29 protein-coding genes and 1 pseudogene are annotated in these 26,288 nt (G+C 63.0%); 20 read left to right on the top strand and 10 right to left on the bottom strand.

Annotation, left to right across the window (positions count from 1 at the left end):
• The first annotated feature begins 6 nt into the window (after window positions 1-6).
• The 6 genes and pseudogenes from KRR38_RS27575 (at window position 7) to KRR38_RS27550 (ending at window position 5,938) form a co-directional block, all read left to right on the top strand.
• Window positions 7-414, top strand: coding sequence for an ectoine synthase (locus tag KRR38_RS27575; RefSeq protein ID WP_217406597.1), 408 nt, complete (start codon window positions 7-9; stop codon window positions 412-414).
• A gap of 23 nt (window positions 415-437) precedes the next feature.
• Window positions 438-1,355 (top strand): ectoine hydroxylase, encoded by a 918-nt coding sequence (thpD, locus tag KRR38_RS27570; protein WP_254515004.1) that lies wholly within the window; start codon window positions 438-440, stop codon window positions 1,353-1,355.
• A 92-nt stretch (window positions 1,356-1,447) separates the two neighbouring features.
• Window positions 1,448-2,632 carry an MFS transporter gene (locus KRR38_RS27565; protein ID WP_217407498.1) on the top strand — a complete coding sequence of 395 codons (1,185 nt, stop codon included), beginning with the start codon at window positions 1,448-1,450 and terminating at the stop codon, window positions 2,630-2,632.
• On the top strand, window positions 2,633-3,886 hold the full coding sequence (locus KRR38_RS27560) for a mechanosensitive ion channel family protein (protein WP_217406595.1): 1,254 nt from the start codon (window positions 2,633-2,635) through the stop codon (window positions 3,884-3,886).
• Window positions 3,886-5,239, top strand: a pseudogene (locus tag KRR38_RS27555) (MFS transporter). The gene KRR38_RS27560 and the pseudogene KRR38_RS27555 overlap by 1 nt, the downstream one beginning before the upstream one ends.
• Before the next feature lie 24 nt (window positions 5,240-5,263).
• Window positions 5,264-5,938, top strand: coding sequence for a hypothetical protein (locus KRR38_RS27550; protein WP_217406594.1), 675 nt, complete (start codon window positions 5,264-5,266; stop codon window positions 5,936-5,938).
• Between the two features lie 356 nt (window positions 5,939-6,294).
• On the opposite strand, the gene KRR38_RS27545 is transcribed toward KRR38_RS27550, so the two are convergent.
• From KRR38_RS27545 to KRR38_RS27535, 3 genes are all read right to left on the bottom strand, one after another.
• A complete protein-coding gene (locus KRR38_RS27545) occupies window positions 6,295-7,716 on the bottom strand; it encodes an efflux transporter outer membrane subunit (protein ID WP_309141154.1) in 1,422 nt (473 codons plus the stop codon).
• The gene (locus tag KRR38_RS27540; RefSeq protein ID WP_217407496.1) at window positions 7,713-8,843 is read right to left on the bottom strand and encodes an HlyD family secretion protein; all 1,131 of its coding nucleotides are present in this window, start codon (window positions 8,841-8,843) and stop codon (window positions 7,713-7,715) included. The genes KRR38_RS27545 and KRR38_RS27540 overlap by 4 nt, the downstream gene beginning before the upstream one ends.
• A 61-nt stretch (window positions 8,844-8,904) precedes the next feature.
• A complete protein-coding gene (locus KRR38_RS27535; RefSeq protein ID WP_254515003.1) occupies window positions 8,905-10,008 on the bottom strand; it encodes a hypothetical protein in 1,104 nt (367 codons plus the stop codon).
• 229 nt (window positions 10,009-10,237) lie between these two features.
• On the opposite strand from KRR38_RS27535, the gene KRR38_RS36500 reads away from it, so the two are divergent.
• Complete coding sequence (locus KRR38_RS36500) at window positions 10,238-10,456, top strand: hypothetical protein (protein WP_254515002.1); 219 nt, start codon at window positions 10,238-10,240, stop codon at window positions 10,454-10,456.
• A 444-nt stretch (window positions 10,457-10,900) separates the two neighbouring features.
• Here the strand turns inward: KRR38_RS36500 and KRR38_RS27530 are convergent, their stop codons facing one another.
• Entirely contained in the window at window positions 10,901-11,521 is a 621-nt protein-coding gene (locus tag KRR38_RS27530) for an NADPH-dependent FMN reductase (protein ID WP_254515001.1), read from the bottom strand.
• Window positions 11,522-11,565: 44 nt separating this feature from the next.
• Entirely contained in the window at window positions 11,566-12,807 is a 1,242-nt protein-coding gene (locus tag KRR38_RS27525) for a hypothetical protein (RefSeq protein ID WP_217406593.1), read from the bottom strand.
• 51 nt (window positions 12,808-12,858) lie between these two features.
• Here KRR38_RS27525 and KRR38_RS27520 point away from each other — a divergent pair, with 51 nt between their 5' ends.
• From KRR38_RS27520 to KRR38_RS27505, 4 genes are read left to right on the top strand one after another with little or no spacing between them, the layout of a single operon-like run.
• Complete coding sequence (locus KRR38_RS27520; protein ID WP_217406592.1) at window positions 12,859-13,584, top strand: ferritin-like domain-containing protein; 726 nt, start codon at window positions 12,859-12,861, stop codon at window positions 13,582-13,584.
• Window position 13,585: 1 nt separating this feature from the next.
• A complete protein-coding gene (locus tag KRR38_RS27515) occupies window positions 13,586-15,358 on the top strand; it encodes a carbamoyltransferase N-terminal domain-containing protein (protein WP_217406591.1) in 1,773 nt (590 codons plus the stop codon).
• Window positions 15,355-15,567: a DUF5989 family protein gene (locus tag KRR38_RS27510; RefSeq protein WP_254515000.1), complete on the top strand. Its 213-nt coding sequence runs from the start codon at window positions 15,355-15,357 to the stop codon at window positions 15,565-15,567. The genes KRR38_RS27515 and KRR38_RS27510 overlap by 4 nt, the downstream gene beginning before the upstream one ends.
• Window positions 15,568-16,527: a methyltransferase domain-containing protein gene (locus tag KRR38_RS27505; RefSeq protein ID WP_217406590.1), complete on the top strand. Its 960-nt coding sequence runs from the start codon at window positions 15,568-15,570 to the stop codon at window positions 16,525-16,527.
• A 31-nt stretch (window positions 16,528-16,558) separates the two neighbouring features.
• Here the strand turns inward: KRR38_RS27505 and KRR38_RS27500 are convergent, their stop codons facing one another.
• Entirely contained in the window at window positions 16,559-16,951 is a 393-nt protein-coding gene (locus KRR38_RS27500; protein ID WP_217406589.1) for a cupredoxin domain-containing protein, read from the bottom strand.
• A gap of 234 nt (window positions 16,952-17,185) precedes the next feature.
• Between KRR38_RS27500 and KRR38_RS27495 the strand changes: the two genes are divergently transcribed.
• The 9 genes from KRR38_RS27495 to KRR38_RS27455 all read left to right on the top strand — a co-directional run bounded on the left by KRR38_RS27495 (window position 17,186) and on the right by KRR38_RS27455 (window position 22,807).
• Window positions 17,186-17,710, top strand: a complete 525-nt coding sequence (locus KRR38_RS27495) for an RNA polymerase sigma factor (RefSeq protein ID WP_217406588.1) — start codon at window positions 17,186-17,188, stop codon at window positions 17,708-17,710.
• 10 nt (window positions 17,711-17,720) lie between these two features.
• Complete coding sequence (locus tag KRR38_RS27490) at window positions 17,721-18,365, top strand: zf-HC2 domain-containing protein (RefSeq protein WP_217406587.1); 645 nt, start codon at window positions 17,721-17,723, stop codon at window positions 18,363-18,365.
• On the top strand, window positions 18,362-19,375 hold the full coding sequence (locus tag KRR38_RS27485; RefSeq protein ID WP_217406586.1) for a S8 family serine peptidase: 1,014 nt from the start codon (window positions 18,362-18,364) through the stop codon (window positions 19,373-19,375). Before KRR38_RS27490 ends, KRR38_RS27485 begins: the two co-directional genes overlap by 4 nt.
• Window position 19,376: 1 nt before the next feature.
• Window positions 19,377-19,568 carry a hypothetical protein gene (locus KRR38_RS37520; protein ID WP_217406585.1) on the top strand — a complete coding sequence of 64 codons (192 nt, stop codon included), beginning with the start codon at window positions 19,377-19,379 and terminating at the stop codon, window positions 19,566-19,568.
• 59 nt (window positions 19,569-19,627) lie between these two features.
• A complete protein-coding gene (locus tag KRR38_RS27475) occupies window positions 19,628-20,326 on the top strand; it encodes a TorF family putative porin (protein WP_217406584.1) in 699 nt (232 codons plus the stop codon).
• 185 nt (window positions 20,327-20,511) lie between these two features.
• Window positions 20,512-21,174 carry a PEP-CTERM sorting domain-containing protein gene (locus tag KRR38_RS36495; RefSeq protein ID WP_254514998.1) on the top strand — a complete coding sequence of 221 codons (663 nt, stop codon included), beginning with the start codon at window positions 20,512-20,514 and terminating at the stop codon, window positions 21,172-21,174.
• A 281-nt stretch (window positions 21,175-21,455) separates the two neighbouring features.
• Window positions 21,456-22,037: a hypothetical protein gene (locus tag KRR38_RS27465; protein WP_217406583.1), complete on the top strand. Its 582-nt coding sequence runs from the start codon at window positions 21,456-21,458 to the stop codon at window positions 22,035-22,037.
• Window positions 22,030-22,422 carry a hypothetical protein gene (locus tag KRR38_RS27460; RefSeq protein WP_217406582.1) on the top strand — a complete coding sequence of 131 codons (393 nt, stop codon included), beginning with the start codon at window positions 22,030-22,032 and terminating at the stop codon, window positions 22,420-22,422. Before KRR38_RS27465 ends, KRR38_RS27460 begins: the two co-directional genes overlap by 8 nt.
• Before the next feature lie 217 nt (window positions 22,423-22,639).
• Window positions 22,640-22,807, top strand: a complete 168-nt coding sequence (locus KRR38_RS27455; RefSeq protein ID WP_217406581.1) for a Lar family restriction alleviation protein — start codon at window positions 22,640-22,642, stop codon at window positions 22,805-22,807.
• A gap of 99 nt (window positions 22,808-22,906) precedes the next feature.
• Here the strand turns inward: KRR38_RS27455 and KRR38_RS27450 are convergent, their stop codons facing one another.
• The 4 genes from KRR38_RS27450 to KRR38_RS27435 all read right to left on the bottom strand — a co-directional run bounded on the left by KRR38_RS27450 (window position 22,907) and on the right by KRR38_RS27435 (window position 26,271).
• The gene (locus KRR38_RS27450; RefSeq protein ID WP_217406580.1) at window positions 22,907-23,197 is read right to left on the bottom strand and encodes a hypothetical protein; all 291 of its coding nucleotides are present in this window, start codon (window positions 23,195-23,197) and stop codon (window positions 22,907-22,909) included.
• Window positions 23,198-23,341: 144 nt separating this feature from the next.
• Complete coding sequence (locus KRR38_RS27445; RefSeq protein ID WP_217406579.1) at window positions 23,342-24,091, bottom strand: DUF2889 domain-containing protein; 750 nt, start codon at window positions 24,089-24,091, stop codon at window positions 23,342-23,344.
• 1 nt (window position 24,092) lies between these two features.
• The gene (locus KRR38_RS27440; protein ID WP_217406578.1) at window positions 24,093-25,340 is read right to left on the bottom strand and encodes an MFS transporter; all 1,248 of its coding nucleotides are present in this window, start codon (window positions 25,338-25,340) and stop codon (window positions 24,093-24,095) included.
• A 127-nt stretch (window positions 25,341-25,467) separates the two neighbouring features.
• Complete coding sequence (locus KRR38_RS27435) at window positions 25,468-26,271, bottom strand: enoyl-CoA hydratase/isomerase family protein (protein WP_217406577.1); 804 nt, start codon at window positions 26,269-26,271, stop codon at window positions 25,468-25,470.
• Between the last annotated feature and the right edge of the window lie 17 nt (window positions 26,272-26,288).

Raw genomic sequence — 26,288 nt, 5'->3', positions numbered from 1 at the left:
AGACCGATGCTCATAAAGACCCTTTCGGATATTCGCCGCTCGGCACGCAACATCAGGGACCGCGGGTGGGAAAGCAGCAGGCTACTTCTCGCCGAAGATGGCATGGGATTCTCTTTCCATGTCACGACGCTGGAAGCAGGCGGACAGTGGACCTTTCATTATCGGCATCATGTGGAAGCCGTATTCGTCATCAGCGGCAAGGGCAGTATCGAGGATCTTGCAACCGGCGAAACCCACGACCTGAAGCCTGGCACGCTCTATGCGCTCGATCAGCACGACCGGCACAGACTTAGCGCGAAAAGCGAACTTGTTACGGTTTGCGTATTCAATCCGCCCCTTGCTGGCGATGAGACCCACGATGCTAGCGGTGCCTATCGGCGCCCCAGCGCCGCCGGCGAAAAAGCCGTATGCTGAGGAAGTGGCGCAGGAGGAAATCATTGCCCGATCACTATCCCTCACGCCGCGGCGTGGCGCCGGCTGTGCTGCCACGGCTTGAACCCGTTGTCCGGGGCCGCTGGCGCAAAGATTGTCCGCTTACACGCGAGGAAACCGCGCGTTTCGAGACCGATGGCTACCTGATCCTGGACAGCATATTCGATCCCGCCGAGATCGAGGCCCTCCAACAAGCGGGGACGCGGCTGCTCTCGGACCCCCGAGCGCTCGATCCCGAGACGATCATCAGCGAACCGGGATCGCGCGAAATCCGATCCATTTTCATGATCCATCGTCAAAACGAGACAATGGCTCGGCTCGCCAGCGACCCCCGCCTCACCAGCATCGCTCAGTTCCTGCTCGATGATGACATTTACGTTCATCAGTCGCGGTTGAATTACAAGCCCGGCTTCGTTGGGCGCGAGTTCTATTGGCATTCGGACTTCGAGACTTGGCACGTCGAGGACGGAATGCCGGAAATGCGTGCACTGTCGATGTCGATCCTTCTCGCGCCCAACAGCGAAACGAACGGCCCATTGATGATAATCCCGGGATCGCATCAACACTATTATGCCTGCGCAGGCGAGACGCCGGATGAAAACTACCTTTCCTCGCTCAAGAAGCAGGAAGTTGGAGTTCCGGACATGGATACTTTGGCTGAACTCGCCACTGATCGCGGGATCGCTGCAGCTACGGGTACGGCGGGGACCGTCATCGTGTTCGACTGCAATGCAATGCACGGTTCTAACGGAAACATCACACCTTTCCCGCGCGCCAATGCGTTTATCGTCTACAATGCCGCCTGCAATCGATTGGTCGCGCCGTTTGGCGCTACGACGGCACGGCCGGAGTTCATTGCTACGCGCAAGCACGTGCACCTGATCCGCCGACCACCGCCCCTCGAAATCGCGACGATCTGTTGACGCGCCTCGAAGAAGGGCTCGTCCTGCATCCGATCCCGGAGCACCCATTGCAAACCGTTCGATCCATCGCAACGCTGCTTCTCGCCATCTTCATGCTGATGTCGGGAAGCGGCTTTCTGGCCACGCTGGTAAGCCTGCGACTCCAGGCGGCCGGCGAGCCCGCCCTGATCGTCGGAGTGGTCGCGACGGCTTACTTCGGCGGCCTGGCCCTAGGTTCCATTCTCGCTTTCAGTGTGGTCGGTCTCGTGGGTCACATTCGCGCCTTCGCCGCCTTTGTTTCGCTCTTTTCGGCCACCTCCATTGCCTACGCGATCCAGTTGGACGCCATTTTCTGGTTTTTCCTCAGGCTGATCGAGGGATTTTGCATGGCGGGCGTATTCGTGTGCCTGGAAAGCTGGCTCAATGAGCGGGCTGCGCCAGAGTCCCGCGGGCGAGTCATGGCGTTTTACATGATCGCGCTCTACGCTGGTCAGGCCGTCGGCCAATTGCTGCTCACTCTTGGCCATGCGTGGCCATCAATTCCCTTCATCGCCGCATCCATCCTCTTGTCGCTTGCCGTCTTGCCCGTTGCCCTGACGCCGATGCCGGCCCCTGCTCCGCCGATCGGGCGGATCATGCGCCTGCATCGCCTCTATCAGGCATCGCCGCTCGCAGTCGTCGGGGCCGGAACGACAGGAGTAATGCTGGGTGCTTTTTACGGCCTCGGGGCGGTCTTTGCTCGCGGCGTGGGTTTGGCCGACGCGGGCACCGCATTATTCATGAGCGCCACCATAATCGGCGGAATAGCGTTCCAATGGCCTTTGGGACGGCTGTCGGACCTATTTGATCGCCGAAAGGTGATAGTCGCAACCTTTGCCGCGACGCTCGCCATAAGTCTCGCGATTTTCGTAGCCGCCAAGGGGCGCGGCGAACTTATGATGGCAGGAGCGTTGTTCGGAGGTGCGTGCTTCGCACTCTACCCTCTTTGCGTCGCTCACTTGAACGATCGGCTGAAGCCGACACAGCGTGTCAGCGCGACTGGGGGACTTGTCCTCGTCTATTCGCTCGGTGCCGCAGGGGGACCACTGCCGGGCGCCCTATTTATGGATTTCGGCGGCGCGCGAGGTCTGTTCCTGTTTGTCGGTCTGTGCGCCTCCGGACTTCTTCTCTTTGCGTGCTACCGGTTGCTTGCAAACCCTCCGGTGCCCGGCGCTCGGCAGCGCCGGTTTCAGTTTATGCCGCGCACCACGCCTCTCATCGCCAAGTTGGATCCGCTTTCGGGGGAAGCGAGAACGTAGATGGATGACCTATTTATTCTGTTGGGCCGCTGGCCTTCATGGGCGCAGATGCTTTCAGGCCTGACGCTTCTGGTAACCGCCGCGATTGGCGTGAACTTCCTCCTCAAGCGCATCATTTTGCGGATGATCGACAGGGGCCTGGAGCGGCTCGGCTTGAAAACAGGTACGGCGTACTTCGAACCGTTCGCGCGGCGGTTGGCAACCGTGTTGCCTGCAATAGTCATTTCGCGCGGAATCGTGCTTGTTCCGCATCTATCGGTCGATGCGATTACCTTGATTCAAAATGTAGCCCATGCGGCAATCGTATTCGCTCTGACGCTTGCGTTGAGCGCCGCACTCGACGCGATAAATGGATTTTACCAGAGCCGTCCACAGGCGGGAAGCCGACCGATCAAGGGATATGTCCAGGTCGCGAAGATCATCCTTTTTGGCGCGGCCGCCATCTTGGTCGTTGCCGTGCTGATGGACCAGTCACCACTGCTTTTGCTGTCGAGCCTGGGTGCGATGGCCGCTGTCCTGATGCTGGTTTTCAAGGACACCATCCTATCGCTCGTGGCATCGGTACAGTTGACGTCGAACGACATGCTTCGCGTCGGGGACTGGATTGAAGCACCAAAGTTCGAAGCGGACGGCGACGTGGTGGACATCGCCCTCCATACGGTCAAAGTTCAGAATTTCGACAAAACCATCACGACGATACCGACCCACCGCCTCATCGCGGAGCCGTTTCGCAATTGGCGGGGCATGAAGGATGCTGGAGCAAGGCGGATTATGCGCTCCCTCGATGTCGACCAGACCAGCGTGCGGTTCCTGTCTTCCGACGACAAAGTCAATCTTGCCCGCTTCAAACAGCTTGCTGACTATATCGAAGACAAGCAGCGCGAGCTTGAGAACTGGAACGATGAACTTTCCGCTTGCGGCCACGACGCGGTAAATTACCGCAAACTGACCAATATCGGCACCTTTCGCGCATATATCGAGGGATACATTTCCGATCACCCATTACTTCGCAAGGATATGACGAAAATCGTTCGGCAACTTTCGCCCGGACCAGAAGGGCTTCCGATTCAGATTTACTGTTTTGCCGCTACTGTAGAATGGTCGCGCTATGAAGCTATTCAGGCCGATATTTTCGATCACCTTCTCGCGATTCTTCCGCAGTTCGGACTTCAGCTTTATCAAAGGCCTGGGAGTAGCGATTTCGAACGCCGCCGCATCACGCGCGCCGAACCCGAACCGGCGAGGTCGCATTGATGCTGCACAACGCGACATCCTCGTCTCGCAAGCCACCTTCGCGGGCTACACTGCACCGGGCTATCGCGGCATCCGCTATCGGGAATGCGACGGAATGGTTCGACTACGGCATTTATGCCTACGGTGTGTCGTACATTTCAGCAGCGCTGTTTCCGGGATCGACCGCCGAAGCGACCCTATTTGCGCTCACGACTTTTGCGATCTCGTTCCTAGTAAGGCCGCTGGGAGGACTCTTCTGGGGCCCGCTTGGCGATCGCTATGGACGCAAGAACGTCCTGGCCTCGACAATCGTCATAATGTCGATCGCGACGCTCGGAATCGGCCTAGTTCCAACTTATACTTCCATTGGTATCTGGGCTCCGGCGCTGTTGGTGGTGTTGCGGCTCGTCCAAGGTTTCTCAACGGGCGGCGAGTACGGCGGGGCAGCGACATTCATGGCCGAGTACTCGCCCGACAACCGACGGGGGTTCTATGGCAGCTTTCTGGAGGTGGGAACACTGGCGGGCTTTTCGCTCGGTGCATTGCTCATGCTCGGCTTCGCGACAGTGCTCGGCGAGCAGGCTATGCATGAATGGGGATGGCGGCTGCCGTTTTTCGTGGCGGCCCCGCTCGGTCTCGCCGGCCTTTACCTTCGATCGCAAATTGAAGACTCGCCGGTGTTTCGCGAAGTACAGCGATCCCGTGCAAACAAGCCCGGCCACATGCTTGAGATTGGCAATCTTCTTCGAAATTATAGGCGCCCGGTGCTGGTCCTGATTCTACTCGTCATCGCGCTCAATGTCGTAAATTACACGCTCTTGAGCTACATGCCGACCTACCTTCAGCTGCGCCTCGGCCTCTCAGCTGAGGAAGCCCTCTACGTGCCCATTATCGGCATGCTTTTCATGATGGTCTTCATTCCCCCTGTTGGCGCACTGTCGGATCGGGTTGGACGAAAGCCGCTCTGGTGGTTATCGCTCGGCGGCCTCGTGGCTATGGCGATCCCAGCCTATCACCTCATGGCAACGGGACTTTTTGGAGCCGTGCTGGGATTTGGCGTCCTCGGACTGCTTTACGTTCCGCAACTCGCAACGATCTCGTCTACCTTTCCTGCCATGTTTCCTACGCCGGTTCGGTTTGCAGGAGTGGCGATTGCGTATAATATTTCGACTTCGCTTTTCGGGGGGAACCGCACCAGCGCTAAATTCCTGGGCGATAGGCGCCACGGGCGATGTCTTGGTCCCGGCCTATGCCATGATGGCGGCCTGCGTAGTAGGGATGGCCGCATTGCCGTTTCTCCCAGAGACGGCAGGACAGTCACTTCGTGGGACACCGGATCTTGAACGTTACGTTGATCCTTCAGTCGCCGCATAACTTGAGCAGCACAGTGGCATCGACATGATTGAGAAGCGAAACGCAGAGGATCTTGGCTTCACCGACTTCAATGGTGCGCAAGCAGCGCATCATTTTTGCTTCGGTCCCTACCAGTCTCTCGATCGGGTGAATTGGGGAGCACTTAGAATGCTCAACACCATCTCGCTCAAGCCAGGCGGCGCGCGCGAGCCCTACTTCCTCGGTGCCATGGAAGTGGTAATCTTCGTCGAAGAAGGACGCTTGGACATCATCTGCGCAGATCGGCGCGTTACATTGGGCAGAGGTGAGTTCGCTGTCCTGGCAATGAGGACAGGGGGTGACTTCGGATTTCGTAACTGCGGCGATCAGACGGCCGAGTTGATTGAAATCTGGTTCAACCGAACTGATGATCTCGGCATGCCAACGCTGCGGCGTGGCCGAGTAACCGACCAAATAGTACTGGCAGGGCATGACGGCCACGGACAGGCGGATCGGTGGCTATCTGGCGAGACCGGCGTAACGCGCCTAGAAAATCGAGCTGCAGAACCAATATCCTGGACCATCGTGTCCGGCAGGCCTGTGTATGTTTTAGTTCTAGAAGGGCACGCAGAGATCAGGGATATTTTATTAGATCATAATGACGCCGCAGCCTTGCGGCTTGAGAACTCGACCGACCTACTGATCGAGAAACCGGGCAAATATCTCATCCTGGAGTGCTGAACGATGGTGGCTTTCGTGCGTTGACGTTAGTGCCGATCGAACGAACTCATGCGACAATCCCTGCCAAATGCGTAGCCAGAAGGTTTGGATCCCACATCTTCGCCCCCTGATGTGCGCGGATGATTTTGAACGTTTGTGGGGTTGAGTGTGGGGCTCAAAAAGATGAGTTTATTTAATCATTTGTTTTCAATTATTTATAACATATATTCGCTTCCCTCCGTCTCCGCCACTTCTTTGCTTCCGTTTCCTTCCAGACTGGGCTCGCGATCACCGAGTTCCAGCCGTCTGGCCGACGTACGCCACCTCCGCTCGGATTGCCCTGACGCGGCCGCTGAGTCGGCGACAGTCTCCGACCCCTAGCGAACGGATTTGATCGATTGGCTTGGCGGACAGGATGCCTCCCCCGTCGCACAAATGTCCCAACCTCCTCCCAAGGCCTGGAACAGCTGGATGCGCGCCGACAGCGCATCGGCGCGGAGCTGGATCAGCGACAACTCCGCGCCAAGCAGGCCGCGCTGGGCATCGAGCTGCTCGAGATACGGCGAATAGCCCTCGCGGTAGCGGTTGGTCGCCAGCCGGAGGCCCTCTGCCAGAGCATCGCGCTGCGACTGGGCCGAAGCTACCTGCATGTCGGTCAGCCTGACCGCAGCCAGCGCATCCTCGACCTCGCGGAAGGCGGTCAGCGCGGTGCGGCGATAGGCGAATGCGGCCTGGTCGCGCTGAGCGCCCGCAACCTCGGCCTGCGCGGTCAGCCGGCCGCCCTCGAAGAGCGGAGAGAGTATGCTGCCGCCGACCGACCAGATCGTGATCGGGTCGAACAGCGTGGAGAAGGTGGCGCCCAGCGACGCGGTGAGGCGGACCTGCGGCAGGAAGCGCTTGCGCGCCGCCGCAAGATTGCTGTCCGTCGCGGCGAGCTGATATTCGGCCTGGGCGACATCGGGCCGCCGGCGCAGCAGTTCGGACGGCAGGCCCGCGGGCACAGCGGGCGCTGCCAGCCGGTCGAGCGCGACGCCGCGGGATATGGCATGGGGCGTGTCACCGACCAGCTGGCTCAGGCCGTTCTCGATCCGTGCCATGGCGAGCTCGATCTGCGGCACGATCTGGGCCGTGGCATCGTATTCCGCCTGGGCCTGCTCGAGCTCTAGCTTGGGCGAATAGCCACGCCCGACGCGCGACCGCGCGATCCCCAGCGATTCCGATCGAGCGCGCACCGTCTCGCGCGCCACCTCCAGTCGCGCGTCGAGATTGCGCAGGGTGACGTAGCCGTTGGCCACGGCAGAGGCGATCGAGAGGCGCACTGCATCATGCGCTGCCTCGCTCGCGAAATAGCTGCTGCGTGCCGCCGAGGCCTGATCGGCGAGGCGGCCGAACAGGTCGGCTTCGTAGGCCGCCTGGACCTGCGGCTGGCCGAACCACTGCTTCGACGGCAGGCCGAAGGGATTGACCGCGCGCAACCGTGCGCCGCTGATCGTCGCGTCGACCGTCGGCAACAACTGCGCTCGGGCGAGCGCGAAATTGGCATGCGCCTCGCGCACGCGGCCGGCGGCGATCGCTATGTCGGTATTGTTCGCCAGCGCCTGCTCGATGAGCGCGGTCATCGCCGGATCGCCGAATGCCTGCCACCAGTCCTGCTGGAGCGGCGCGGCAGTGCCGCTGTCGGTCCGCCAGGCGTCCGGCGGTCTGACCGGGGGCACCGCGACCGTCGCGACCTTCGGGCCCGCACAGGCGGCGAGCGCCGCGGCGAGAATCGCCATCGCTGCGAGCCGGCCTATAGTCACTGGCGCGATCCGCGGTGGGTGTCGATATTGACTTCGACCGACATCCCCGGCCGCAGCCGCGCCGTCAACGCCTGCCCCGGATCGATCGCGATCCGCACCGCAATGCGCTGGGCCACTTTCACGAAATTGCCCGTGGCGTTGTCGGCCTTGAGCACCGCGAACTCGGAGCCTGCCGCCGGCGACAGGTTCTCGACCCGGCCATTCAGCGCGGCACCGCCCAACGCATCGACCCGGAACCGTGCCGGCTGGCCGATCGCCATGCGGCGCGTCTGCGCTTCCTTGAAGTTGGCGATGACCCAAACGTTGTGCGGCACGATCGACAGCAACTGCGTGCCGGCGGTGACATAGGCACCAAGGCGGACGCCGATTTCGGAGAGCTGGCCGTCGCTGGGCGCACGGATGATCGTGTTGTCGAGGTCGATCTGGGCGAGGCGCAGCTGCGCCTTCGCCGCCTCAACCGAGGCCTCGAGCCCGCCGCGAGCGACCACCACCGTGCGCACGTCCTGCGTGCCGATGGCGCGGCTCGCCTTGGCCTGCTGCACGGCGGCCTGGGCTGCGAGCAGCGCCGCGCGCGTCTGGTCGAACTCGCGGGTCGAGATCGAGCCGTCGGCGACCAGCGCCTGCGCGCGCCGCATGTCTGCCTGGGCGCGGACGAGCTGGGCCTGGGCATTGGCAATGCCGGCATCCTGGCTTTCGATCGCCACCTCGCGCGAGCGCTGCGCCTGGCTCAGATTGGCGAGCGAAGCCTCCTGCGACGCGACATTGGCCCGCGCCTGCTCGACCCGCGCGCGGTAGATGCGGTCGTCGATCGTGGCGAGTACCTGGCCGGCTTTCACTTCGGCGAAATCCTGCACGGGGACCTGGGTGACATAGCCGCTGACCTGCGGACTGATAATCGTCACCCAGCCGCGCACATAGGCGTTGTCGGTCTTTTCCGACCAGCCGGCGAAAGGAGGCAGACGCCAGGCGTAGAGCACCGCCAGGACCGCGCAGACCGTCAGCGCGACGATGGCTATGACCATGGGACGCGACTTGGGCGCGGGCCGCCACATCGAGGGCGGGCTTTCGACCGGCGGCTCGGGCGTCGGTGCCGGTTCCGGTTCCAGGTCCGACGGCGGCTGGACCATGGGTTCTTCGGCCGCGGCCGGCGGTTCGGATTCGGTATCCGTCCTGGGCTCGTCGTTCATGTCATTGCCCCTGTTGCGCCTCTGCCTGCTGCGCCAGGGCCTTGGCCTGAAGCGCCTCCTGAAGCTGTACCACCGGCGAAGGTTCGCGGCGGCGCAAGATCGAGTGACGGATCAGCAGGCCCCAGATCACGACCAGCACCGCGAGCACGCCGACGAGGAAGAAGACGTCGTTGTAAGCCAGGATATTGGCCTCGCGCGTGACCTGCTGGCTGAGAATCGCGGCGCCTTCAGCACTGCGCAATGCCGGATCGCCGATCGTGCCGGCCACCACCCGGCCGCCCGCGCCCAGCCGCGCAGCGACCTGTGGGTCGGACGCGACGATGTTCTGGACGAGCTCGTGCGAATGATACTTCTCGCGCGCGGTCTGGAAGGTGCCGAGCAAGGCCGTGCCGATCAGCCCGCCAACGCTCTGGCTCAGGCTGAACAGCACGACGAAGCTGATGAAGTTGCGCCCGCCCGCCAGCAGCGTCCGGGCGATGCCGATCACCATCAACTGGGCGAGGAACAGTAGCGAGGCGAAGCCGATCAGCGCCTGGCTGAAATAGAAGCTGCTCGGCCGCGTCAGATTGCTCGCATCGGCGTCCATGAACGACCCGATCGCGATCAGGACCACCGCGATGATGACCGGCTGCGGCAGCTGAGCGGGACGAAAGGTCAGCACAGCGGTGGCGAGGCCGGCGATCGACGCCGCGACGACGATCAGGTTCAGCGTAACCATCTGGTCATTGAGCATGCCGACGACACCCAGCAGTCCGGCCGAACCGAACGACTGCTCGGACAGCAGGACGCGGATCGAGGCGGCAACCAGGATCAATCGCACCATCTGGCGCGTACTCAGCCAACGGGTGTTGATCAGCGGGTTGCAGCGGTGATGCTCGATAAGCACTGCCGCCGCGATCAGCACGATGCTGGCGGCGAGCGCCCAGCCCATCCAGGGGCGTTCGGTCCACCATTCGATCCGGCCCTCGGACAGCACCGCGATCAGCAGCCAGAGCCCGGGCGCCAGCAAGGTGAAAGTGAGGAAATCGAGCGGCTCGAACGCCTTCTCGCGCTCGCTGGGCGGCAGCGGCAGCGCCGAGACCGCGGCCAAGGTCGCCAGGGTCATGCCGAGCTCGAACCAGTAGAGATTGTGCCAGTCCCCCCCAGTCGAGGAGATGCGGCGAAAGCGCGCGCGCCAGCGGCGTCGCCAGCTGGGGTATGCAGATGCCGATCATGACCGCCGCCAACCGCTTGGGCGCGGGCATGGCCTGGAAGAAATAGAGGATGGTCAGCGTCGTCAGTCCGCTCGCCGCGACGCCGCTCATTGCCCGGACGGAGACCGACGTCGCGAAATCGTGGACGATCAGATGCATCGCCGTCGTCGCGGCATAGGCGGCCAGGGTGTAGCGGATGAAAGGCTGCAGGCCGAACTGCTGGCGGTATTTTACCAGGAGCAGGTTGGCCGTCACGTTGGTCATGAAATAGGCGCCCGTCAGCCAGGCGCTCTCATCGGTGTTGAGCCCCAGCGTGCCTTGCGCGAAGTTCAGATTGACCGTGACCAGCGCATTGCCTAGCCCGCCGGTGATGCCGATCAGGCAGCCGATAAGAAAGTAGACGAGCCTCCGCTGGGCCGGGTGATCGGGGTTTGCCGGCGATCCCGGCAGCGTCGGTTTCTCGTGCGGCTTGAAGACATAGTCCGCCACGGCTCTCTAGGCCGCCCTGCCGCTCATGGCCGCCCACGCCGATCACGGTCCGAGCGAATGCATCTGGCGCTCCCGGACAGTCCCGCTGCCCCGGCGATGCTCGGAATTGGCCTAACCACGGCCGCCATGGCTGCTCCCCCCAAAGATCTGCGCCGAGTCGAGTCGATGCTTGCCATTCCGCACTCTTATCGTACCTGCGGCGCGCTTGCAGGACCGTTTCCTTGGCAAACCCGAAAGCCCAGGCGCGCTTCGACATGGCAAAGCGTTTTCGGAGAAAACTAAGGCGTAAGCAGGCCTATAATCGAGATTTCCGGCTCATGATCTGGCGCTGTGCGCCGCGTCCTCCGAAATCAGCATTTTACCGCGAATGATCAAATCCACCCAGTCGGCGAATGCCTGAGCAACTTTGATCACCAAATCTTTTAACGGTCCATCCCTGAGTTGGCCGGTCGTATCGAAGCTCTCACCACCGACCTGACCGATATAGGCCTCCGGCTGCTGCATCATCGGCATGTTCAGAAACACGCTATATTGCCGGAGGTGGTGGTTGGAACCGAAACCGCCAATGGCGCCGGGCGACACCGTGACGACCGCTGCGGGTTTTTTGTCCCATACGCTCTGACCATAGGGGCGTGACCCGATATCGATCGCATTCTTGAGCACGCCCGGCACGCCGCGATTGTATTCTGGCGTGACGAATAGCACGCCGTCGACCACCCTGACCCGATCTCGGAATGTCTGGACCGCCGGTGCCGGATTTCCTTCATCGTCCTCATTGTAAAGCGGTAGATCACCGATTTCGATGAAATCGCACTCGAGCCAGTCGCTGGTGAAAGCGGCGATGGAGTTCGCGATCTTGCGATTGATGCTGTCGCGCCGAAGGCTGCCGACGATAATCCCAATTTGATGTTTCGGAGATGGCATCGCTAAGTGCAACCTTTCCTTGTCGGGTCAATCTTCGGACCGCGCCGTTGGCGCCACTATCCTCCAGAATGCTCGCCCATGAGGATTGATCCCATATGTGTGACCATATGATGATCGGCATCGACGAGGATAGCTTTATCGTTGTTCGAAAGGTCCTCGCTGATCCGCTCGGCAATCCTCAGCGCGCCTTCGCGGGTCGGGTGATAGTGTGTCGGACTGCGCCATTGCGGCGGGATCGGCACCAGCAGATAGGGGATGCCGGCACGGTCAAGGACCTCATGCCGGATACGACGCTCGACGGGCTCTTCGGGAAGGTATTGCGGGACAAGCACGATCGCCCGTGCCCCGCGCGCCTCAGCGGCAGCGATCGCGCCCTTCAGCACTGCCGAGGTGGTCGCCTCGCCCCGGGCAATGTCGGCAGGGTCGCGGTAGCGGAGCAGGCGGCGCGTCAGCTCGACCAGCCGGATAGGCGGCGGCCCCGCAGCATGCCAGCGTAGCGCCGCGTCGAGATATGGTTTGTCGACGTCAAGATTGCGGTCGAGCAGCCGCGGCATGAACGGGATCACTACCGCCACAGGGCGCTTGAAACGCGGCAGCTCGCGGCGCAGGCGCATGTAGACCTGATCCGTGGCCTGGGCATTCACCCCAATGTTCGCGGTCTGGATACCGGTCTTCGCCTGAACCTGGGCCGGGATCGTATCCGGCCAGTCCAGGCCATAGCCGAAAACGATCGATTCTCCGGCGATGACGATCGTCGACCGGGTGAAATCGGGCACCGCGCCGACGCGGGCTGCGCGATAGCCGAAAGGACCGGTAGCGTAGTGCACAGGGCGTCCGTCGAGCATGACGGTCGCGGCCCGATTCGCGGCAAAGCTCCAGCCGAATTCACCGTCAGGGATGCGCAGCGGATCGACGAGGCCGAACTGCTCTTGCGCCGCGCGCCAGGTCTGCGTGCGCAGGATCAGTTCGGTGGCCACGAGTGCGGCGAGGACCGCCAATACGACACGCGCGATCGAACCCAGGGCCGACAAAGCCCGGCCGGCCAGACAGGCTTGAACCAACCAGGGGCGCAGGAGGAACACAAGGACCAGTCCGACCGTCCCGATCAACAGCCGAAGGATCAGCACGATGCGCAGCTGGGTTTCCCAGGTCCAGGTCCAGACCGGCAGGAAATGCCGTTCCGACCAGTGCACGTCCATCGCTAGCGCCACGAGGAGACAGGCGACGCCGAGCGCCACGAGGCCAAAGTTTGCGAGCACGGCCGAGACTTTGGTCCCCCGCAGGCCCCCCGTCGACATCGTCATGCTTCCCGGCCTCGCGGTATTTGGGCAAGGGGGAGACTAGCTGTGATGCGGGTATCGCTCAACCTGATCCAGCGCTGGATCTGGCGAGACCCGCTTCGCCGGGGCCTGCGCCTCCTGCGCTTCGCCGAAGTCGAAGCCGATGGCGGCCGCGATCTCGCCCGCGCGGCCGAGTTGACCGGCGACGCGCGGCTACGACGGCGCTATTTGCGCCACGCGCTCGACGAACGGCGCCATGCGGAAATCTTTCGCAGCCGAGGCATCGCTCTCCTGCGCTCGAGCGGCGGGAACGAGGCCGGCCGGCAGAGCGACTGGCTGACTCCCGGCGAACGGGGGCTAGACGACGTCGAGATCGAGCGCGGGCGAGACGCAGCACTTCTCGCCTTCCTGCACTTGTCCGAACGCTCCGCCGCCCGGCAGTTCGCGACCTACGGCCGGGCCGTGGGCAGCGACGCCGAGACGCGCGATGTGTTCTCACACATCGTCAAGGACGAGGCCTTCCACATGACCTACACGCGACAGGAACTGGGCCGGATCGCGCCGCGCAAGCAAGGCTGGCTGCTCTGGCGCGCGCGGCTGGGCCGGCTCTGGAAGGGGTACCTGCGGATCGCGGCCGGGATCGGCAACCTGATGGGCTCGGTGATCCTGACGCTGCAGTACTTCATCCTGGTGCCGCCTTTCGCCTGGATCGCCAAGCGCGCGGCGCGGCGAGAGCCCGAGGGCTGGAGCAAGTGTCGGCCCGAAGAGGCGCGCGATCTCGGGAGCCAGTTCTGACATGAAGATCCTCGGCCTCTCCGCGCATTACCACGATGCGGCCGCAGCGCTGTTGATAGACGGGATGCCGGTGGCGGCGGTGCAGGAGGAACGCCTCTCGCGCCGCAAGAACGACGCCGCCTTTCCCATCGGCGCAATCGAATACTGCCTCGACCACGCCGGGATCGAGCCCAAAGACCTCGATGCGGTCGTATTCTACGAAAAGCCGATGCTGAAGTTCGACCGGGTGCTGACCATGGCACTGCGGACCTTCCCGCGCTCGTACCACGCATTTCCGCAAGCGATCAAAAACATGCTCGGCGAGAAGGCGTGGGTGCGCGGGGTGATCACCTCGCAGCTCGGCTTGCCTGGCCGCAAGGTGCTGTTCACCGAGCACCACCAATCGCACGCCGCGGCCACCTTTCTCACCGCGCCGACCGAACGCGCGGCGATCCTTACGGCCGACGGCGTCGGCGAATGGGCGACGCTCACTGTCGGGCGAGGCGAACGCGGCCCCGCCGGCACGCGTATCGCGATCGACCGCGAAATCCGCTTTCCGCACTCGCTGGGCATGCTCTATTCGACGTTCACCGCCTATCTCGGCTTTCCGGTGAACGAGGGCGAGTACAAGGTCATGGGGCTCGCTGCCTATGGCGAGCCGAGCATGACCGACGCGGTGTGGCGGCTGATCCGGCGCACCACAGACGGCGCCTTCCGACTCGACCTCGACTACTTCGAGTTTCATTCGAGCGCGCGGCGATCCTATTCGGACAAATTCGTCGCGTTGTTCGGGCCGCCGCGCAACCGCTACGAGCCGATCGATTTCGCCAGCGCCGAAGGCCGCCGCTTCGCCGACATCGCCGCCAGCGTGCAGCGCGTGCTCGAGGACGTGCTCGTCGACCTCGCCCGCGACCTGCATCAGCGGACCGGCCTGAAAGATCTCTGCCTCGGCGGCGGCGTGGCGCTGAACGGCGTGGCCAATGCGCGCATCCTGCGCGAATCCGGCTTCGCGCGTGTCTTCGTCCCGCCCGCGCCCGGCGATGCCGGCTGCGCCCTGGGGGCGGCGCTCTGGGCCGACCGGCTCCATTTCGGCCAGCCCGATCGCGCCGTTCCCGATCACCCGTTCTGGGGTCCCGAGCCCGACGGCGCGGCGCTCGCCCGGATCGGCACGGAAGATGGCTTGCCCTGCGACATGCCGGATGACGCAGAGCTGATCGAGGACACCGCGCGCGATCTCGCCGCGGGGCGAATCGTCGGCTGGATGGAAGGCCGCTGCGAGTTCGGGCCGCGCGCGCTCGGCCACCGCAGCCTGCTCGCCGCGCCGCACGATGCGGCTACGCGCGACCGGCTCAACCGCGACATCAAGTACCGCGAGGAATTCCGCCCCTTCGCCCCGGTCGTGCTCGAAGACGAGGCAGACCGCTATTTCGAGCTCCCGCCCGGCGGAGCACGGCTCGCGCGCTTCATGTCGGGCGTATTCCCCGTGCGGCCCGAATGGCGCGAGCGGCTGGCCGCAGTGACCCACGTCGACGGCACCGCGCGCGTCCAGACGATCACGCGCGACTTTGCCTCTCGCCTCTATGATCTCGTCGCCGCCTATGGCCGGATCAGCGGCGTCCCCGTGCTGCTCAACACCTCGCTCAACCTCGCCGGAGAGCCGATCGTCTGCAGCGCCGAAGAAGGCTACTCGACATTTCGTCGCAGCGGCATCGACGTCCTCGTCGCCGGCAACACCCGCTTGCGCAAGCGAGGGCAGGACACGCAACCCACCGTCGACATTGAGGAAGTGGCATGATCAAGAAGAAAGGCCGACTGCGGCGTCAGTTGCTTGTGCTGGGCAGCGCCTTCGGCTCGACCGGCGAATTCGCGCGCAGCCTGTGGCGCGGCGGATCGGACAAGAAGCTGGTCATGCCGCTCGCCGTGTTCCTCTGCCTGACCGGCTTCCTGCTGATCCTGGCAGCCGGGGTCGAGGCGCTGGCGCCGTTCATCTACTCGATCTTCTGAATGGTCGAGGTGACTTGGGAGCTGCTTGCCTGCCCGATCTGCCGTGCTGCGTTGGACGAGATGCTGCGCTGCACGGCTTGTGGCGAGCACTGGCATACGCATGACGGCATCCCGCACCTGCGGCTGGAACTCGAAGAACAGACCACGGTCGTTCGCCATTTCTACGACGCCGCGCCTTTCCCCGGTTATCCGCCCAACGACAGTCTGACCTGGCTGCGCGGCCGCGCCGAGCGCAGCGCCTTCGCACGCCTGCTCGACACTTCGCTGCCCGGCGACGCGACGATTGCCGAGATCGGCTGCGGAACCGGCCAGATGAGCCTATACCTCGCCCGCGCCGATCGGCGAGTGGTGGCGCTCGATCTGTCGCGCGCAGCGCTGACATTGGGCGCGGCGGCGGCACGTCGCTACGGCACACGCCGGATCGACTTCGTGGAGTGCGACCTCGCCTGCCTGCCGCTGCGCGATGCTGCCTTCGACGTGGTCTATTGCTCGGGCGTCCTTCATCATACGCCGGACCCGCGCGCCGCCTTCGCCAGCGTGGTCAGGGCCGTGAAACCCGGCGGGCATATCATCCTCGGCCTCTACAACCGCTATGCGCGACTGCCCCTGCGACTGCGCCGGCTGGTCGCGCGGGCGACCGCCTATCGCTGGATCCCGTTCGACCCGGTGCTACGCGACCGCGGAGCAGAACCGGCGCGGCGCGAAGCCTGGCTGCGCGACCAATACCAGCACCCCGAGGAACACCGGCACAGCCTGGCAGAGGTACGCCGCTGGTTTCGCGATGAGGCGATCGATTTCGTCTCCACCTACCCTTCGACGCAGATCGGGCACGAACCCGACGACCTGCTCGCACCGGCCGAAGACGAGTGGCCGCTGGAATCGCTGCTCGCGCAGATCGGCTGGATGTGGAGCCTTGGCGGCGAAGGCGGTCTGTTCGTCATAGTCGGCCGGCGCGGCTGACATTTGCGCCGGCCTTCCGCCCAATGCGGGCTCAATCGACGACGATCTCGCCCTTCATGCCGAATGCCGAGTGCATCATGTGCGTGCAATTGAGCTTGTAGGTTCCAGTGCGCGGTACGAGGGCGATATCCGTGGCCCCGTGTCCAGAGACTTCGACAGTTCCCTTTCGCACCGAAGCCTGATCCTGAGCGCGGATTTGCGCTGCGGCGAAAAATTCGGGGGCGCTGAAATTATGTCCGCCGGACCCACCGTTGACGAGATGCAGGACGACCGGCTGGCCTGCATGGAGGTGCACGGTCCCTGGGTCGAAATGGAAGCTCGTTAGAGTGACCGTCACTTGCGCTGCCTGGCTCCAATCGGGAGCCTGAGCGAGCACCGGCGACGACACCAAACACAGCACGGCGAGAATCTTCGTGTACTTCATGATTACCTTGTCCTGTCTTGCAGGCTGAGTTCCGGCACGCGGCCGATTGGTTCATGGCGAAACGGAATTCCGCGGCTGCGCATCGCCGGCGCGCCAGTTTCGCTCTTTCGTTGAACCGGCAGGCCTTCTGGCGGTACTTATGTTCAAGGGCTTGTGAGGAAAACTTGAGCGAAGCCGAGGCACGAAAAGGGCGGCAGCATTCGTCTGCTACGGCAGCCGAGCAATTGGCGCTGCTTGCTCGCATCCAGGGGGGGCGACGAGCGGGCGTTCGAGGAACTGTATCGCCACTTTCACGCGCGGCTCGCCCGGTTCCTGATCAATCTCACCCGGCGGCCCCAGGTTGTCGAGGAGGTCCTGAACGATACGATGATAGCGGTGTGGGAAAAGCCTGCCAGTTTTCGCGGGGCGAGCAAGCTGTCGACCTGGATCTTCGGCATCGCCTACCGCAAGGCGATGAAGGCGCTGCGCAAGGTCGACGATCCGGTCGAATATCGACCGGTGGACTCGCCCGATGAGGACAGCGTCTCATCCGATGAGGCGATCTGGCGGGGCCAACGCGAACGCCTGTTGCTGGAAGCCATGCAGCAATTGTCGGCCGATCATCGCGCGGTTGTCGATCTCACCTACTTTCACGAGATGGGCTATCGCGAGATCGCCGAGATCATGGCCTGTCCCGTCGACACGGTGAAAACACGGATGTTTCATGCCAGACGCCATCTCAAACGCCTGATGAGCGGCGGCTCGGCGGAATGGCTTTAAGGATTGGATCATGGGCAAGATCATTGGATTTGGCAGCGATCGTCACCGGCAGGTGCAGGAAGCGCTGCCCTGGTATGTGACCGATCGCCTCGCCCCGGCCGAACGGGCCGAGGTCGACGATCATCTTGCCACCTGCGCCGCCTGTCGGCGCGAGCTGGCGGCGGAGCGCGAGCTTGCTGCCCATGTCGTCTCGCTTCCGATAAACGCCGATGCCGGTTGGGAGGCGGTCCGACGCCAGATGCACGGGCGGGCAAAGGACCAGAGTCCGCGGCCTGTCCTTTCGGCGCTCAAAGACCTGTTTCAGCGGCCGACGCACATGGGCTGGGTTCTGGCCAGCCAGATCGTAGTGATAGTAGCGGCCGGCACGGTCTATATGGCACTGCCGAGGCAGCCGGCGGCCGAATATCACGTCCTGAGCGCATCCCCTGCACCTCGCGCAGGAAATGTCATCGCCATGTTCCGGCCCGACGTTTCCGAACAGCAGCTGCGCACCACGCTCCTGGCCCATGGTGCGGTCATCGTCGACGGCCCAACCGTCGCCGGCGCCTACATCCTGAGAGTTCCGGAGAACGAACGCGCCAAGACGCTGGCGGAATTTCAGCGGAGCAAGGACCTTGTTCTGGCGCAGCCAATCGATTCTCAGCCCGCTCCATGAAGCCGTGGTACCTCCTCATCGCGCTTTGCATGGGACTGGCCGCGCTGTGCCTCAGCCCCGGCTCGGTCCATGCACAGGAAACGCCAAATCCCGAACGGCCCCCAAATGCCGAACGGCCCAAGGTCCTGGTCATGACCCGCCTGGCGCCCGAGCATTTCCAGCTCAATTCGGGATATGGCGGGGCCTATGGCACCAACCAGGCGCGCCGGTCACGACTTCAGCTCGCGCGCCGCATTGCACGCGCGCACGGTCTGACGATCACCGACGACTGGCCGATGCCGCTGATCGAGCTGACCTGTTTCGTCATGGAGGTTCCAGAGGGTCGATCGGTCGAGGAGACCCTCAGCCAGCTCGCAAGCGATCGCGACGTCGTCCTCGCCGAACCCATGCAGGTCTATGCCGCACGATCTTCGCCGATGTCCTATGACGATCCGCTTTACCGCGCCCAGCCTGCGGCCGGCCTCTGGAAGCTTGCCGCCCTGCATCGAATTTCCACCGGCCGAGGCGTCCCCGTCGCGGTGATCGACAGCGGCATCGAGGACCGGCACCCCGACCTGTCGGGGCAAGTGACCGTAAAGATGAATTTCGTCACAGGCAGCACCTTTCGGGCCGAGAACCACGGAACCGCGGTGGCGGGCATCATCGCAGCGAAGGCCGGAAACCATCTGGGGATCGTCGGAATAGCACCCGACGCGCGGCTTTGGGGATTGCGCGCATGCCAACAGGATAGCCGCGCCACGCTCTGCGATACGTTGAGCCTGGCGAAAGCCTTGTCCTACGCAATCGACCACGGCGCCCAGGTGATCAACATGAGCCTCGCCGGCCCCCCGTGGAGAACTGCTGGAGCGATTGCTCGACGTCGCCTTGACGCGCAGGATTACGATCGTCGCCGCCTACGACCCTGCCTTGCCCGAGGGTGGATTTCCATCATCGCACCGCGGCGTCGTCGCAGTGGCCGAGGAGGGCCAACGCACCAGCCGTGCGGGCATCTATACGGCACCCGGCCATGACGTGATCACTACGCAGCTTGGCGGAAAATGGAATGTCGCCAGCGGAAGCTCCTTTGCCGCTGCCCATGTCAGCGGCCTGTTTGCCCTGTTGCGCGCGAAATCACGCGGCAACGCACTGACTCTGGTGACACTGCGGGGGGAACACTGGCATCGACGCCTGCGCAACCATGCTTCAGGTTGGAAGACGCTGTGAATGCGACTGTGCGCGCACTACTGAGGTTGCTGGGGAAGCTGCCCACTAGGCCGGCGACAGTGTCCACGCGCCCGATCGGCCTCGCGTGCCTGCTTTTTCTCAACCCGTCCATCGCCCATGCGCAGGCCGGTGCCACCGTTACGATCACCACCGACGAACGGTTTCGCGGGCGAACGGTAAGCCGCGGTGATCCGGCAGTCGTGTTCAATCTGACGTATGACCACCCCTCGGGCGTCTATGCCGGCGCTGCGGCGACCACCACGATCGTCGAGTCAGAACCCAAAGTCATCAATGTTCGGGCCAATATCGGATTCATCCATCGAACCGCCGTGGGAACGGGCCTGGAATTGGGCGTCGTCCAATCGAACTACAGCAGATACTCCAGCGGCGGACGCGGTGCGAACTACACTGAGATCTATGCCGGCGTGCTGACCCGACAACTGGCGCTCCACGTCCACTATAGCCCTCACTATTTTCAGCCGGGCGTTCAGACGGTTTATGTGGCGATCGATGGCGCCGTGGAGCCGGCCCGTGACTGGCATCTGACTGCACATGCCGGCAGCCTTATCCGCGTTGCGGGAGGGACTGCGGGCGGGGCGAGCCGCGTCGGTTACAACTGGCGCATCGGCGCCGCACGCAGCCTGGGCGCGGTCGAGCTGCAACTTGCGGTCTCCGACGGCGGCCCAAACCCGGAGCACTATAACGGCACGGATCACGACCGCCTGGCAGTCACACTCAGCATGGTCTGGTCGCTTTAGCGACGTTTTACCTCGCCTTGCCGCTAAATGCGCGCCGCGAGGAAATTCGTCCGGCGCTGCTTTGAACTCAGCGCGAGCTCCCCGGAACTAACCCCCGACTACGGCAAATTCCGGGTTGCCGGCGCGATTGCGAGCGCCGGCTGGTTGATGTTCGGGTGGACAGGTTGAACCTCTAGGAGATTGGCATGCCTAAGACGTATATTGCGCTAGCACTTCTCTGTCTTGCAAGCACACCGGCCTCGGCGATGACTGTCGTCGATCCCGTTGGCGACTTCCTGTCGAGCTATGACGGCCCGAAGAACCCTGATCTCGACGTGACGAGCTTTTCCGTCAACTTCGATACCGCGACCAACAACTTCCTTCTGAACGCCGTATTCGCGGGCGCTATAACTCCCGCCAATCCCGGCTTCTACGTTGTAGGCGTCAATACGGGAACGCCCACCGCAAGCTTCGCCTCGCTGGGCTTGCCCGGCGTCACTTTCAACAAGGTCATCGTGTTCCAGAAAGACGGCACCGCTGCGATCGGTGCATCGTCACTTGCTAGTCTCGGTGGCTCGATGACGATCAGCGGTGATCATTTCGATGCCCTGGTGCCGCTCTCAGCCTTGCTGCCCGCCACCGGCGCCGACCCGCTGCATTTCCGCTTCAACATCTGGCCACGCGGCGGCACACCCGCAGAGCTCAAACAACCGATCAGCGATTTCGCGCCGGACAATGCCGTTCTGGCAAGCGTGCCCGAGGCCAGCACCTGGGCGACGATGATCCTGGGTCTCGGTCTGGTCGGCGCCTTCCTGCGCGCGCGGCGCGTCGGAGCCCAATTTGGTCAACGCACCGCGCACCCGGCCTGATACGCTCAGTTGCCCTAAGTGACTATGGTCGCATCCCTATGCGATCAGCGCTGAATTCTGTTTACGCCGCGGATCGATAAGATTCGCGGCGTAAGCGTTCCCGGTCAGGGTTTTCGTCCAACCTATCGTTATGCGCGGGGCCTGACACTGGTAGCGGAGATCGACAAGCAAGCCCGCCCTATCCCTGAAAATTCCGGCACGAGCACATCAAGGGGAACGTTCGCAGCGATTTCGCATTGTTAACCGCACGGGGCATCGAAAGTTAATACAGGAGACGGCTCGTGCCCTTCACCCCAACGGAAATCATTCTAGCGGTATTGGTTGTCCTGCTGGCAGCCGCCGCGATCGTTCTTTGGATGCGCACCCGCCGCACCGAAGCGCTCAAATCACAATTCGGTCCGGAATATGCGCGCGCCGTCCATGACGTCGGCGATGAGCGAAAGGCCGAGACGCTGCTGGCCGAGCGCCAGAAGCGGGTTGCAGGATATACGATCAAGCCGCTTTCGAGCGAGATGCGCGCCCATTTCGTCGAAACCTGGCGCGGGGTTCAGGCCCAATTCGTCGATGATCCGAGCTACGCCGTCACTCGTGCGGACGATCTCCTCGGCGAAGTAATGCTGGCGCGCGGCTATCCGGTGCGTGATTTCGACCAGAGGGCGGCAGATCTCTCGGTCGATCATCCCGATGTCGTTCAACATTACCGAACCGCGCATGACCTCGCCCTCAGCCATTCGCGGGGAGAGGCATCCACCGAAGATCTGCGCACGGCGATGATCCATTTCCGCGCGCTATTCGACGACTTGGTGAACGAGCCCGATCATTATGCGGAGACCGTAGCGGAAAAGGAGAAGCACCATGGATAACGACAACTCCAATCTCGTTGCCGACCGCGCGCAGCATCCAACCTCGACGGCCGATCTCGCGGAAGCGATGGAGGCAAGGCGTAGCGATCGAGCGGCGGATACGAAGCCGACCTCTGGAACGCCATTGCTCCCTGAATCCGAAGTCGCAGATCTCCGGACACGCTGGGATCATATCCAGACCGGATTTGTCGATGAGCCCCGGAAATCAGTCGAAGACGCCGACGCCTTGGTCGCGTCGGCCATGCAGCGATTGGCGGAAATGTTCGCCGCGGAACGCGACCAGTTGGAAGGCGCATGGGATCGCGGCAGCAACGTTTCGACCGAGGATCTACGCATCGCGCTACAGCGCTACCGTTCCTTCTTCGGCCGCCTATTGGCCATATAATGAATTTGGCAGCCCGGCGGGGGGTGCCGAGCGACTATCCAATGGCAGCTCCACTACTCGGGCAGGCACAGCGAATTTGCCAAGAAGATCGGTCTGGGTCGCAAGCCCGGTAAGATAGCAACGGAACGTCGGAAGCCTGATGGGACAGCAAAGGCGGCGGTGCCACTCTATGCCGAATGAGGATAGCTCCCACCGGCCGGTAAATGAGGAGGCGAGCATGGAACTGCTCGCCTGCCCGTTCTGTGCCTCGACCAATGTTGGTTTCTACGAGCACGTTTATTCGCAGCACTTTTCTGTCATGTGCAATCTGTGCAGTGCCGAAGGACCGCGGCGTATTTCGCACGAGGAAGCCGGGCGGGCATGGAATCGCCGGGTGCAGGCCTGATTCCACGTACCCGTTCTAGCAGTTGGTTCGACGACGGCGCGATTGCAGGACGTATGCTCGGATCGGGATCGGCGCAGTAATCGGCGGCGGCAGGTTCGGTCAGTACCCGCTACGCGCCAGAAATGCTTCGCTCTCGTCCCACAGGCGCCTGGCGGCTTCTTCGTCAGTTGAGGCCGCACTGGGTTCGACTTGCTCGCGCTCGTAGAAATAGCAGCCCGAGATCGAGCCGTTCTCGGGAGCTTCGGCAAGCCAGGCCAGGGTGTCCCCGCCTACATCCGGAGACACCTCGTTCTGATCGAGGATCATCTTGGCCATCCACGGCTCGGCATGGGCGGCAAATTTGGTATTGGCCTCACCGGGATGGATGGCGTTGGCGACGATGCGTTCCATTCAGGATCGCTCCCATTACATCCAATCAGCCTGCAGCCATAGCTGCGCTGCTGGCTCGCGCCATACCGGACCGCGGCTCGGCTTGCGTAGAAGCGACATGAGTTTCGCGATAGCGCCGAATAAGCACGCTTCTAAGGCCGATCGTCAGGATCGAAAGTCGAGCCATTCAGCATCGTCGGCGAGCAAGGCCTCGGCTCTGTCCGAGAAGTCGCGTCGGTTTTCCGGGAGACGGCGGAGCTCCGCCATGCGCTCCGGCTGCCAGGCCCAGCAGCCGCCGACCGGACCGCGATTCCCGAGCGCTTCGAGATCATGCCCGCGCCCCTGGCTGACGAACAGGGCCCGGCGCATGACTAGCGCGGCTTCTGCCTCTTCCCTACCCAGCGACCTCGTAAACTGCGTGAAGCCGGCGCCCAGCGATCGAGCTTCGTAAGGAGCGGGCCCCTCGACGGTCATATCCAGGATCCGCCATCGGAGCATGGGCTGACCGTCGACGTCGAGCGTGGCCACCGTATGCCCGTCGATGCGATCCGGAACGGTGACATCGTAGGTGCGCCGCGGGCGTTCCAGCGCCATCGCCGCCACCCCCAGACCGGCGAGATCGAACTGATGCGTGCACTGCTGGAACTGGTCGGCATGATTGAGCACGGCGGCGCAGGCAGGATCGAGCGCCATGCCGACCAGTTCCACGAGCCGCTGGCCAGCGGCCTCGCAAAGCGTGTTCGGCGATCGGCGTGCGTCATTTCGCGCGGCAGTTATCACGCTATCGCTCGCCTCAAGCTGAACGCGAAAGCGATGGAATTCGTCCTCGACCGCACACCGGGCTTCCAGCCGTCCATCCGCAAATTTGCGGGTGGCAACCGAAACCCGGCGGCGGAAGGCCCCTGTCGCGCTCATCTCAGGCCCTGCCGCTGGCGGGTTCCGACGAGGCCGATACCTTCGAGAGCCCGAGCACCAAAGGAACGACGGCGATCAGCATCACGGCCGTCACGCCGATCGCCAAACCATAAGCCCCAGTCCTGGTGACGGAGATACCCGTGCCGATCAGGCCTATCAGCGTGAACGGCACGCTCAGCGAAGTCGCGAGACCGAAAGCGCGGCTGAAACTGTCCCGGCCGAAAGCATCGGCCAAGGCCCTGCTAAGATTGGGAATCATGCCCGAACCGTGAAGCCCCAAAAGGCCGATCACGATCGCGAGTGGTACGAACGGCAGATGCAACAGCAGAAGGCCAAGAAGAACTGCGAAATTGAAGGCGATAAGAGCGAGCCCCCGCGCGCCGCCGATGCGATCGGCGACCCAGCCGAACAGGATGGAGCCCGCCATTCCGGCAAACGACATGATCGCCTGGAGGAGCGCGCCATCATCGCGGCCCACGCCGAGCGAGCTGGCAATCTGGATCATGTTGAACGTGAGGATCATGATGCCGGTGATCACAATCGCGGCGGCAATGGCGAGCGCCCAGAACGCCACCTGTCGGACGATCAGGCCTACCGTCATGGACCCTGATGCCTCGCCCGCGCTGTCCGTGTTGGACATGGCATTTGCGCCGGCCGGGTGATCGCGAACCAGCAAAGTGAAAGGCAGGAAGGCGGCCACTATGCCCGCGAGCATGAAATAGGTCGCCTGGGCGCCATAGGTCTTGAGCGTCCAGTTGCAGAGGAGCGGCATCACAGCGACGACGAAGGAGACGTTCACCAGCCCCAGCGCCAGGCCGCGGTGCCGTGTGAACCAGCGCGTGACCAGGGTAGCCGGGCCGACCGAACCGCCGATGGCCATGCTGGGACCGAACAACAGCGCGTAGCTCGCAATATAAAGCGGATAGCTCGCCGTGACCGCAAGCAGCAGATAGCCCGCCACCGACATGGCGGCTGCCAGGAACAGCATCCATCGCAGCGAATATCGTGCGATCAGCACACCGGCCACCGAGGCGATCAGGGCCGATCCGAATATCACCAGCGGTCCCGCGATCGAGGACAGCGAGCGTGCCACGTGCAGTCGCTCTTCCACGGAATCGAGCAGCACGCTGAACGAGCCCATGAGGCAGCCGATGATGATGTTGAAAGACAGGCCCGCGATAACCGCCATCCACTTGGCCTGCGGCGGGTTCGGCGCGTCGCTGGTGACTTCAGCCGCGAATGCAACCATCCGAAATTCCTCTCCTGCCCGCCGTTAGGGGCGAATATTTCTACCCAGCATACACGAGTTCAAATCTCGCACACTGCGCAAGCTTCGGCTCGTTTAATTTGGTCGCGACAGATGGTGGCAATGCAGCTCAATCAGGCAGATTCGACGGAATCCAGTTCGGCTGGCGTTTCTCCATGAAGGCATTCATCCCCTCGCGCGCCTCGCTGTTGGGGCTCATCAGCGAAACGAACATCGTCTCGAAGTCAATCGCGGCATATTGCTGGTTGAGCATGCGCTTGACGTGGGCCCGGCATTCCGGGGCGGTCTGCAGCACTTCGATCGCCGCCTTGCGTGCCTCGGCCTCGAGGTCCTCGTGCTTGCAGATGCGCGAAACCAGGCCGATCCGGTGCGCTTCGGCCGCATCGATCTTGCGCGCCGAGAGCAGCAGGTCGCGCGCCTGGGCCATGCCGACGTGGATCGGCAGCACCGCGGCATAGGTCGCGTCGATGATGCCGCGCAACAGTTCCGGCACGCGGAAGCTCGCACGCTCGCTGATCACGGCAATGTCGGACATCATCGCGATCAGTAGACCGCCGGCCTGGCAGATGCCATTGACCGCCGAGATCACCGGAGCCTGGCTTTCGCGGACCGCAATAAAGGGCATGGTCTCGTAGGTAAGGCCTTGGGGAACATGCCGGTCGCCTTCCTCGTAACGCCCGCCGAGATCACCGCCTGGCGCGAAGACATCGCCGGTGCCCGTGATGATCAGCGCGCGATAGTCCTTGTCGCTGTTCACGCGTCGCACCGCCTGCTTGATCCCGAAGTACATGGCGGGCGTGAAGGCGTTTCGCGCGTTCGGCCGATCGATGATGCACCAGGCGATTGGGCCCTCTCGCTCGATCCGGAGATTCTTCGTTCCGAGATCCCAGTCCACGACTTCGCGATTGCTCATTGTTCTCTCCACTTCCT

It is taken from the genome of Novosphingobium sp. G106 (assembly GCF_019075875.1).
Classification (GTDB): domain Bacteria; phylum Pseudomonadota; class Alphaproteobacteria; order Sphingomonadales; family Sphingomonadaceae; genus Novosphingobium.
This window is presented reverse-complemented; position numbering and strand designations above follow the sequence as displayed.